This window comes from Nocardia sp. NPDC059228, assembly GCF_042754245.1.
In the GTDB taxonomy this organism is placed as follows: Bacteria; Actinomycetota; Actinomycetes; order Mycobacteriales; family Mycobacteriaceae; genus Nocardia.
In genome coordinates this window covers 195,031-205,176 of record NZ_JBHZAL010000014.1, presented here as the reverse complement: position 1 = coordinate 205,176, position 10,146 = coordinate 195,031, and the positions used below count along the sequence as shown (strand labels likewise).

At 70.0% G+C, this 10,146-nt stretch carries 9 protein-coding genes and 1 pseudogene; 5 read left to right on the top strand and 5 right to left on the bottom strand.

The genetic code is table 11. The annotated features are described in order from the left end of the window. Nucleotides 1-7: 7 nt before the first annotated feature. From ACFXKA_RS22770 to ACFXKA_RS22755, 4 genes are all read left to right on the top strand, one after another. On the top strand, nucleotides 8-124 hold the full coding sequence (locus ACFXKA_RS22770; protein WP_379428781.1) for an SPW repeat protein: 117 nt from the start codon (nucleotides 8-10) through the stop codon (nucleotides 122-124). A 102-nt stretch (nucleotides 125-226) separates the two neighbouring features. Then, nucleotides 227-358 (top strand): hypothetical protein, encoded by a 132-nt coding sequence (locus ACFXKA_RS22765; RefSeq protein WP_379428770.1) that lies wholly within the window; start codon nucleotides 227-229, stop codon nucleotides 356-358. Between the two features lie 520 nt (nucleotides 359-878). Further along, entirely contained in the window at nucleotides 879-3,278 is a 2,400-nt protein-coding gene (locus ACFXKA_RS22760) for a thiamine pyrophosphate-dependent enzyme (RefSeq protein ID WP_379428769.1), read from the top strand. Nucleotides 3,279-3,819: 541 nt separating this feature from the next. Next, entirely contained in the window at nucleotides 3,820-4,761 is a 942-nt protein-coding gene (locus ACFXKA_RS22755; RefSeq protein ID WP_379428768.1) for a M56 family metallopeptidase, read from the top strand. A 38-nt stretch (nucleotides 4,762-4,799) separates the two neighbouring features. On the opposite strand, the gene ACFXKA_RS22750 is transcribed toward ACFXKA_RS22755, so the two are convergent. The 5 genes and pseudogenes from ACFXKA_RS22750 to ACFXKA_RS22730 form a co-directional block, all read right to left on the bottom strand. Continuing rightward, on the bottom strand, nucleotides 4,800-6,071 hold the full coding sequence (locus tag ACFXKA_RS22750) for an MFS transporter (RefSeq protein WP_379428780.1): 1,272 nt from the start codon (nucleotides 6,069-6,071) through the stop codon (nucleotides 4,800-4,802). Nucleotides 6,072-6,316: 245 nt separating this feature from the next. Beyond that, nucleotides 6,317-7,414: pseudogene (locus ACFXKA_RS22745) on the bottom strand (PLP-dependent cysteine synthase family protein); the annotation flags it as partial. Nucleotides 7,415-7,514: 100 nt separating this feature from the next. Then, complete coding sequence (locus ACFXKA_RS22740; protein WP_379428767.1) at nucleotides 7,515-7,904, bottom strand: hypothetical protein; 390 nt, start codon at nucleotides 7,902-7,904, stop codon at nucleotides 7,515-7,517. Between the two features lie 294 nt (nucleotides 7,905-8,198). Then, nucleotides 8,199-8,573: a BlaI/MecI/CopY family transcriptional regulator gene (locus ACFXKA_RS22735; protein WP_364612631.1), complete on the bottom strand. Its 375-nt coding sequence runs from the start codon at nucleotides 8,571-8,573 to the stop codon at nucleotides 8,199-8,201. 251 nt (nucleotides 8,574-8,824) lie between these two features. Further along, on the bottom strand, nucleotides 8,825-9,187 hold the full coding sequence (locus ACFXKA_RS22730) for an ACT domain-containing protein (protein ID WP_379428766.1): 363 nt from the start codon (nucleotides 9,185-9,187) through the stop codon (nucleotides 8,825-8,827). A gap of 119 nt (nucleotides 9,188-9,306) precedes the next feature. On the opposite strand from ACFXKA_RS22730, the gene ACFXKA_RS22725 reads away from it, so the two are divergent. Continuing rightward, entirely contained in the window at nucleotides 9,307-10,131 is an 825-nt protein-coding gene (locus ACFXKA_RS22725) for a TIGR02452 family protein (protein ID WP_379428765.1), read from the top strand. Nucleotides 10,132-10,146: the final 15 nt, after the last annotated feature.

The following is a 10,146-nucleotide window of genomic DNA, read 5'->3' as shown; positions in this document are numbered from 1 at the left end:
TCCCTGGGTGATCAGCGGCGACGTCGCCCATACCGCGACCATCTGGAGCAACGTGGTGACCGGCACGATCGCCCTGGTACTCGGCCTGGCCTCGACGGCGCTGGGGATGCCCCGGACCAAATGACCGGCGGCACGGCACCCCGCCGCAAGCGGACATCCCGCTGGTCAGATCAATGAAGGCATTCGCTTTGTGGGGCGCGGGAAGTCTGGGCGCCGCCCAGGTGGGATGCTACGGGCGCTGGCCGAGCATCTGATCGTGCCCGATCTCATCGTGGGTGCGTCGGTCGGGACGCTCGATGCCGCGCACTACGCGGCCCGGCCGACTCCCGCCGGCGCCGACGAGTTGGCGAGGCTGTGACTGTAGGTATGGAGGGCGATCACCGGTCGACGCGACCACCTGTTCGACAACCAGGCACTGGCACGCTTCCTCATGCGGGTGCTGCCCGTCGACTGCCTCGAGAACACGACGATCCGATTGGCAGTACCGGCCGCAGGCAGCCCGCACTCAGCTGCTCAGCGACGTCCACACCGACCACGAGCCTCCCGCACCTCGCTGACGAGCGACTCACAAGTCCCGGATCTCGCGACGGAATGTTGTATCAGCTGCAATTCCGCGTGATTGGCATCGGCGGTATCCGAGAATATTCACACCCCAAAGTGCAAGTCGCTCGGCATATTTCCGTTCCAATGACAGACATGCCGGAAAATGCTGCGCGACCGCGGGGAGGCGAGGCAGTCTGGACGGACTGGCCGACGGATCGGATGTTGCGGCTGCCACCGGCGTTTCGCACCTACGCTGAGGTCCCGGCGTACGCGACTGATGGGAGGGCGTCATCAAGGACCCGGAAGCTGAGCTGGATCAGTGGTTTCGCGTGGAGGTGGCGGCGACGACGCCGGGAGCGGCTCGCGCGCACCGGGAACCGATCGACGCCGCCACCGGATTGACCGGGGCGCGATGTCTGGAGCTGTTCGACGCCCAGGCCGCGTCCCGGCAGCTGGATCTGGCCGCGCGGCGGCTCACCCGGGACGGGCACGGGTACTACAGCATCGGTTCGTCGGGACACGAGGGCAATGTCGCGGTGGCGGCGGCGCTGCGGGTCACCGATCCGGCGCTGCTGCACTATCGGTCCGGCGCGTTCTTCGTGCACCGCGCCCGGCAGGTGCCCGGCCTGGATCCGCTCCGCGATGTGATGCTGGGTGTGGCGGCGGCGGCCGCGGACCCGATTTCCGGTGGGCGGCACAAGGTTTTCGGCAGCAAGCCGGCCCACATCATTCCGCAGACCTCCACCATCGCCTCGCACCTGCCGCGCGCGGTCGGCCTGGCGTTCGCCCTCGACCGGGCCGCGCAGCTGCGCCTGCACACCGAGTGGCCCCAGGATGCGGTGGTGGTGTGCAGCTTCGGCGACGCCTCGGCCAACCATTCGACCGCGACCGGGGCCATCAATGCCGCGATCCACACCGCCTACCAGGGCGTGCCGATGCCGATCCTGTTCGTCTGCGAGGACAACGGCCTGGGCATCAGCGTGCCCACTCCGCGCACCTGGATCGAGCAGGCCTATGGATCCCGGCCTGGACTCGCGTACTTCGATGCCGACGGCACGGACCTGCCCGCCGCGCTGGCGGCGGCGACCGCGGCCGCGGATCGCGTACGCGGACACCGGAAACCGGCCTTCCTGCGCTTGCACACCGTTCGGCTGCTCGGCCATGCCGGATCCGATGTGGAATCGGCCTATCGCCGCCCCGCCGACATCGCCGCCGACCTGCGCCGCGACCCGGTGACCGCCACCGCCCGCCTGCTCGTCACCACCGGCGTCACCACCCCCGCCGAGATCGTCAGGCGCTACGACGAGATCGGCGACCAGGTCGCCAAGGCCGCCGAATCCGCCTGGCACGAACCGAAATTGCACTCGGCCGCCGAGATCACCGCCCCGCTCGCCCCCACCCACCCGGCCGCGATCCGTGCCGACGCCCTGCGCACCCGGCCCGACCTGGATCGAACCGGCGGCACCGGGCCAGATACACCCGCCGGTCCCCGAAACCCGACCGCCGCAGCCCGGAAACCCACCGGCGCTGTCACATCCCACACCGCCGCTGCCGTGGACTCGGCAGGCGCGGCCGCCCGTCCGGCTCCCGGTGCCTCGGACGCGGGAGACGGGATATCGGACCCGGCTGCCACTACGCAAGCGGCCGCCGACGCATCAGCGAGCGCGGCCGTGGCACAGGGGATCTCGTCCGCAGCCCCTCCTTCACCGGTTTCCGGCGAGCCGCTCACCCTGGCGCAGGCGGTGAATCGCACGCTGGCGGAGTTGCTGGCTCGCGATCCGGATGTGCTGGTGTTCGGCGAGGATGTGGGGCGTAAGGGTGGGGTGTACGGGGTGACGAAGGGGTTGCAGCACAGTTTCGGGGTGCGAAGGGTCTTCGACACGCTGCTCGATGAGCAGAGTGTGCTGGGGACCGCGCTGGGGGCGGGGTTGGCGGGGTTCGTGCCGATTCCGGAGATTCAATATCTGGCGTATGTGCACAATGCCGAGGATCAGTTGCGGGGGGAGGCGGCGACGCTGTCGTTCTTCTCGGGCGGGCGGTACCGCAATCCGGTGGTGGTCCGGATCGCGGGGCTGGCCTACCAGAAGGGGTTCGGAGGGCATTTCCACAATGACAATTCCCTTGCGGCGCTACGGGATATCCCCGGCCTGGTGATCGCCGCGCCGGCCCGGGCCGACGATGCGGCGGCGATGCTGCGCACCTGCGTGTCGGCGGCGCGGGTGGACGGGCGGGTGTGCGTGTTTCTCGAGCCGATCGCGCTCTATCACACCCGGGACCTGTATCACGCCGGGGACGGCGGCTGGCTGGCGCCGATTTCCGGTGTGCGCCATGCCGAGATCGGGCGTTCCCGCGTGTACGGCACCGGCGCGGATCTCACCATCGTGAGCTTCGGCAATGGCGTGCCGATGAGCCTGCGGGTGGCGGAGCGGCTGGCCGCGCAGGGGATTCACGCGCGGGTGCTGGATCTGCGCTGGCTGGCGCCGCTGCCGGTGACGGATCTGCTCGAGCATGCGCGCGCCACGGGCCGGGTGCTCGTCGCCGATGAGACCCGACGCAGCGGAGGCGTTTCCGAGGCGGTGTGCGCGGCGTTGCTGGATGCCGGATTCGGGGGCCGCCTGGCCCGTGTCACCAGCGCCGACAGTTTCGTGCCGCTGGGTCCGGCTGCCGCGGAGGTGCTGCTGGACGAGGCGGCGATCGAGGGCGCCGCCCACGCGCTGCTGAACGCTCCGCGGTGATCACGGGTGGGGCCGGGGCTACTCGCGGAAAACACCCGGCCCCACCCGTGGTCGACGCCGGTCCGGTCGGCGTCCCGGTGCCGTCGAGAGAACGACACCCGGTCTGTCTACGTAACAACTACGTAGATACGTAATACCGGAGATTCGCCGCGGGGCGCAAGCACGCCCGGTCTATTCATGCGGTTTTCCTACCCCGGCACGGCGAGTCGGCAGCGCGTCCGCGCAGGCCGGCCCGCACGCCGGCCATCACGCAGAGAGTGACGCAGCGGGCGAGGGTCACAGTGGCGGGATGTCGTGCCATGCGCCATGCCGCTTCGGTTCGGGTCGACATCGGTTCTCCTGTCGCCGGTTTCGGAGTAATACCCCCAGCAGGTATCCAGATACTCTACCCCACAGGGGTATTGAAGATGGTGCTCCTGCCGGGCAGCCTGCGGCAGCCGTCAGACTGCGGGAGTAAGCCTGCCCTCAGTTTTGCCCTCTACACTCGTGCCCATTCCACGGGAGGAGATTGGATGCGAGCAGCGCGATCGCGGGTGCCGGCATGAGCATCGCCGTCTGTCTGCTGCTGTACGGATTCGCCGTGGCCGTGCTCGCGCCCCGGCTGCTGCGCCGGATCAGCACCGAGGGGGCAGCGCCGCGGATCGCGGTGGCGGCGTGGCTGGCGGCCATGGCCTCGACCGTGCTGGCCTGGATGGTGACGCTGGCGATCATCATCATCGACCTTGTCACGCACCGGATTTCGCTTTTTCCCGCCCGATTCATGGACAGCTGCCTGCTGCACCTGCACGACGCGGCGGTGGGCGACTACGGCGGGCACATACAGACCGGACTGTTCGTGCTGTCGGGATTCGCCACGCTCGCCGTGCTGGTGCTGGCGGTGCGGCTCGGCACCACCCTGTTGCGCTCGCGCCGCACCACCCTCGAGCACGCGCGCATGGCCCGGCTCGCCGGACGCCACCACCCCGGCCTGGACGCGGTCGTGCTCGAGGTCGATCAGCCGGCCGCGTATTGCGTTGCGGGCAAACCCCATACGATCGTGGTCAGTCGCGGCGTGCTGGCCGCGCTCGAGGACCGCCACCTCGATGCGGTGCTCTCCCACGAGCGCGCCCACCTGGACGGCCGCCACCACCTGCTGCTCACCCTCACCCGCGGCCTGGCCACCGTGCTGCCGCGGGTCGAGCTGTTCACCCTGGGCGCCTCCGAGGTGGCGCGCCTGCTGGAGATGCTCGCCGACGATGTCGCCGCTCGAATCCACGGGCGCGACGCCGTCCTACAGGCACTGCTGACCCTCTCCACCCTGCCCACCCCGCCCGCGACCGCCGAGGCCGCACTGCTGCCCCGGGTCCGCCGCCTCTCCGCGCCGGAGAACCCGCCCCGCCTGCACACGCGCATCGCGGTCACGGCGATCACGCTCACGGCCGTGTTCATCCCGGTGGCGGCCATCGTCACCGCCGGCATCGGCATCCAGGTCTGTGCCGTGTAGCCGGGACCCGGCGCGGATCGCCGCGCCGGGTCCCGGGCTCAGCGCCGCACCCGCAGCAGCCGGGTCGGATAGTCGATGCGCCGACCCGCGGGCGATGACGGATCCTCGATCGGCGTGTGATGCCCGCCGGTGGGGGCCGGATCCCGATCGGACCGATTCAGGACATGCAAGGCGAAGGCAGCCAGTGCGCCGACGACCGCGAGACCGAGCCACACCGCCCAGCCCGCCCCGGCGGCATGCGCCGCACCCAGCAGCGCACCCGTCGCGAGATTGCCGACCAGGATACCGATCCCCACCACCGTGTTGTAGAAGCCGTAATGCGTGGCTACCAGCCGATTCCTCGACAGGGAGACCACGGTGTCCATCTCGAACGGGAACACCGCCGCCGTGCCGACCGCCAGCACCGCCGCCGCCAGCAGCAGTGCGCCGATCGCCACCGGGGCACCGAAGGGCCGCGGTGCGGGCAGGATCGCCAGCGGCACGAACGCCACCGCCAGCAGGGCCACACCGGCCACCAGGCCGCGGCCGGTCCCCCAGCGCTTCCGGAACCAGGCGGTAATGCGCAGCTGCCCCGCGACCGCGACGAGGCCGGAGATCACGAACAGCGCCGAGGTGACCGTCTGTGCCCGCTCACCGGCCAGGTATTCGGCCTGCAGGGGCAGCGCCAGATACACCTGGAACGACAGCACATACGAACCGATCATGGCCAGCGCGAACCCGACGAAACGGCGATTGGCGACGACGGTGCGCCAATCCTCCAGCACCGAGGTCCGCACGGCCGGTTCGGCACCGCGGCGCGCGGGCAGCGCGAACAGCTGCGCGACGGTGAGCAGCGCGAACACCACCGCCGCCGCGGCTGCCGTGGCCCGGAAATCCAAGGCCAGCAGCGCCAATCCGACCAGCGGGCCCGCCAGCATCCCGGCCTGGTAGAAGACGTTGAACACCGCGAACGCCTCCACCCGCCGCTCCCCCGCCTCCGCGGCCAGATAGGCCCGCACCGCCGGATTGAACAGCGCCCCCGCGAATCCCGTTGCCGCCGAGGCAATGAGGAGGCCCGGCAGATCCGACGCGAACACCAGCAGCGCGAAACCAGCTGTCCGCAACAGACATCCGGCCACGATCAGCGGCTTGTACCCCAGCCGATCCGCCAGCGTGCCGCCCACCAGGAACATCCCCTGCTGCGAGAAGTTCCGTACACCCAGCACCAGTCCCACCGCCCACGCCGCCAAACCCAGCGGCCCGGACAGATAGCCGGCCAGATACGGCATGAGCATGTAGAACCCGAGGTTGATGCCGAACTGATTGACCATCAGCAACTGCGCGGCCCGATCGAACCCGCGGAACTTCGCCACGATGTTCACGACAGCGGCTCCGCGACGTCGCGGGCGCTCGCCGAACCGAGTACCGGATTCCCCACCGGCTCACCATCTCCGGGCCCCACCGCCGTCGAACCACTGGCCGCACCACCGCCCGGACCGCGACCGGGAATCGGGCCGACCGTGTTCGCGATCAGCGCCGGAGCGCCGTCGCTGGCTCCCGTCTCCGACGCGCGCTCCGACGCTCGGGGGTCGATCACCGTGGAGCAGCGGGTCCACGTCTCCACCTGCCGGTCCCGGGGATGAGCGATCGTGTCCGGCGCGGTGGGTCGCGGGGCACCGAGCAGTCCGTGTGCGGCGCAATAGGAATCGTTGTAGACGGTGTCGAAGTAGCGATGCGGACCGTCGGGGAAGACGGCGGCGATACGGGTGCCCAGCGCGTGGGTGCGGGCCGCCCACCCGGCCACCAGCGCGACCGCACCGACGCTCCAGCCACCGCTGGTGAGGTAGGCGGCGGCCAGGGTGCGGCAGGCCCAGACGGCTTCGGCCGGTGCGACCCAGTGGATTTCGGTGAAGGCGGCATAGTCGACATTGCGCGGGTGGATGCTGGAGCCGAGGCCGCGCATGAGGCGCGGGCCCGCCTGCTGGCCGAAGATGCTGGAGGCCACGGTGTCCACACCGATCAGGGACAGGTCCGGGTTGGTGCGGCGCAGGGCACGGGCGACACCGGCGGAATGGCCGCCGGTCCCGACGGCGCAGACCAGGACGTCGACACCGCCGAGCTGTTCGATCAGCTCCCGGGCCAGGGACTCGTAGCCGTCGACATTGTCGGGATTGCTGTACTGGTCCGGGCACCACGCGCCGGGCTGGGCCGCCAGCAGTTCGGCGACCCGATCGCGGCGCGCCTGCTGCCAGCCGCCGGCCGGATGCGGTTCGGACACCAGCTCCACGTGCGCGCCGTAGGCCGCGAGCAGCTGCGCGACCATGGGTTCGAGCCCCGGGTCCGTTACCACCGTCACCGGATGCCGGTACACCAGCCCCGCCAGTGCCAGCCCCAACCCCAGTGTGCCGCTGGATGATTCGATGATCCGGCTGCCGGGCGCCAGCACTCCCCGTTCCCGGGCGCGCCGCACCATGTGCAGCGCGGGCCGGTCCTTCATCCCGCCCGGATTGCGCCCCTCGAGCTTGGCCCAGAAGCCGAGCTCCGGGGGCGCGAACGGCTCCCCCACCCACAGCACCGGCGTATTGCCCACCAGCGCGCGGGGTTCCCGGGCCAGGCCGGGCAATCCGGGATGGCCGGTGATCGTGTCGAAGTCGTCGAGCAGACCTTTGTCCATGATTGTCGCTTTCGGTATCGGACCGCCGCGGCGGCGGCATGACGTGCACGGCAACGGACTCCGGCCCGGGGCAGGACGCCCAGGGCCTGTCGCCGGCCGATCAGCGTCGGTCGATACACAGGCGGGTCAGCAGCATTCGGCCGCCGACCGCGTAATCGGGTGGTCCCCGGACGCCGTGGGACACGGCGGCGATTCCGGCATCCGCAGGTCCGGCTGCCGGGACAACGGGATCGGCTGCCGCCTCCGGCGCGTGTTCCGCGCCCGGCGAGGCCGTCCGGATCGCGTCCTCGACATGCGGGTCGCAGTGCGCGGATTCGCCGCCGTGCGGTCCCGGATCCGCCGGCTCGCCCGGGGCGATCGACACCGCTTCCAGCGGGCGCGCGTGATCGGACCCATCGCCGAGCGCGCAACCGGCAATCGCGGCGAGCAGCACCAGCCCCGACCCGAGCAGCACCCACAGCGTCCGGCCGAACCCGCCGACACGACCCACCGCCGACACCTCCCGCATCGAATCCGACTGCCCGGCCGATGTTTTGACCGACCGGTTCCCTCGCCGGCATGTCATTGACACGCCCTCGAAACAATCTACTATCTACGTACGTAGTTAGTTGGGAGCCGGTGATCGGGCTCACGCCCGGCCGAGGCGAATCCGCGGCAAAACGACAGGACACGCATGGGGTTTGCGCAATCAGCCACCCGACACGCCGAACTGGCGGCCGGCAGACGGCAGCACACCGCCACCGGTGGCAGCGGCGGGAATCGAGGTGGCGTGCAGGCCCTCCGGTCAGCGCAGTTTGGAGCGCGCGAGTTTGCGCAGGGCCGCGCGCAGACCCTCGGACTCCTCCGCGCTCATCTGCTCCACGAAGTGCGCGAGCACCAGATCCGAACGACCGCCGCTGCCCAGCGCCTCACGCATGAGGCGGGCGCTGTACTCCTCGCGGCTCAGGGTGGCCCAGTATCGGTAGGCCTTGCCGACGCGTTCGCGTTCCAGCCAGCCCTTGCGATGCAGATTGTCCATGGTGGACATGACTGTGGTGTACGCGATGTCGCGCTCGCCGGCCAGCTCGTCGAACACTTCCCGGACCGTCGTCTTGCCGGAGCGATCCCAGATGCGTTCGATGACGACCGCTTCCAGGTCTCCGAAGCCTCGCGCACTCACGTCTGACGTCTCCTCACCTCACGGCACAGCCGATTCCGCATCGTGTGTCGGCCTACTGTCCTGGTGCGCACCCGATCGTAGGGTGGTCGCCGGCATGGACTCGAGCCGCCCCGGGCGCCGGGGGCGCGCCCGCTCATACGTTCTACGTACGTAGACAGTAATATGGTGCACCCGTGGGCCGTCGCACGCAACCGGACAGCAGGACGACACCGGACTACCCCGAAGCCCCGCTTCCCAACCATGCCCCGGTGTCAGTCGGCGATGCGATGCCCCGCATCACACAGCGCCGCCGACGCCTCCTCCAGCCGATGCGCGGGAACCAGCACCAGATCCGCGTGGAAAGTGGAGGCGACGAACACCGGGATCGACGATTCCGCCAGCGGCCCGATCAAGGCGGCCAGCGTGCCCGGCGCGTTCAGGCTGCCCGCGTCGACACCGTAGAAGCCCTTCCAGGTCTCACCCTCGGCCCACGCGGGCGCCTCGCGAATCACGGTGAGCCCCTCCGGCGCCCGCACCAGGGCGATCCACTCGTCATCCTCCGGGAAGGTGGAATTCGGCAGATGATCCACCGCGAACTGCGACGGGACGATCCGCAAACGCTGGGAGCCGGTCATGGCGACATCGTAGGCGGAAGGTCGGACAAACCGGGTGCGCGCACCGCGACAGCCCAGTATTGGTGTCTGCGACTAAAATTCGGATGCCATCCCCCGGCCCCGCCCGTATGGTCACTGAAATGAGTACCAGCCCACAACAAATCGCCGACGAGAACGAGCGGATCGCCGCCCTCGGCACCTATCGTGCGGCCGACGGAACCCTCGTCGACATCACCGATGCGCTGTCCGAGGCGCGCGCCCGGACCCACTGCTTCGAACCCGACGAGGAGCTCTACAACCGAGATCCCGGACCGTTCACCGGACGCCCCGAGGTCACGGCCGAAGGCAGCATGCAGGCCGCGCGCCGGCTCCACGAGGAAGGCGGAAAGGCCATCGCCGTCCTCAATTTCGCCTCCGCCCGCAACCCCGGCGGCGGCTACCTCCGCGGTGCCCGCGCCCAGGAGGAAGACCTGTGCCGCAGTGCCCTGCTCTACCGCTGTCTGCTCGAGACGCCCCGCTACTACGAGGCCCACCGCGCATCCGACGACCTGCGCTACAGCCATCGCGTCATCTTCTCCCGCGAGGTCCCGGTCATCCGCGACGACCGCGGCGCGCTCACCGCGCACACCTTCACCACCTCGTTCCTGACCTCCCCCGCCCCGAATGCCGGTGCACTAGCGGACCGTACGGGCGAACGGGTCGATGTTCGCGAGATCCTGATCGCCCGCGCCGAGCGGGTGCTCGCTGTCGCCGCCCACGAACGTGTCCGCGAATTGGTCCTCGGCGCATGGGGATGCGGCGTGTTCCGCAATGACCCGAACGAGGTCGCCGAGGCCTTCGACCGGGCGCTCCAGATCCACGGCGCCGCCTTCGATCGCGTCGTGTTCGCCGTCCGGGACCGCTCCCCCGTCTCGGCCAACCGTGCCGCATTCGAAGCCCGCTTCGGGCAAGCGGTTTCCCCCTAGCCGCGGCGAAGTCCG

Bases quoted from the DNA above. Each gene is read 5' to 3' on its own strand.
- ACFXKA_RS22765 (WP_379428770.1), top strand. From the start codon at position 227: ATGCTACGGGCGCTGGCCGAGCATCTGATCGTGCCCGATCTCATCGTG.
- ACFXKA_RS22755 (WP_379428768.1), top strand. From the start codon at position 3,820: ATGAGCATCGCCGTCTGTCTGCTGCTGTACGGATTCGCCGTGGCCGTG.
- ACFXKA_RS22750 (WP_379428780.1), bottom strand. From the start codon at position 6,071: ATGGTCAATCAGTTCGGCATCAACCTCGGGTTCTACATGCTCATGCCG.
- ACFXKA_RS22730 (WP_379428766.1), bottom strand. From the start codon at position 9,187: ATGACCGGCTCCCAGCGTTTGCGGATCGTCCCGTCGCAGTTCGCGGTG.
- ACFXKA_RS22725 (WP_379428765.1), top strand. From the start codon at position 9,307: ATGAGTACCAGCCCACAACAAATCGCCGACGAGAACGAGCGGATCGCC.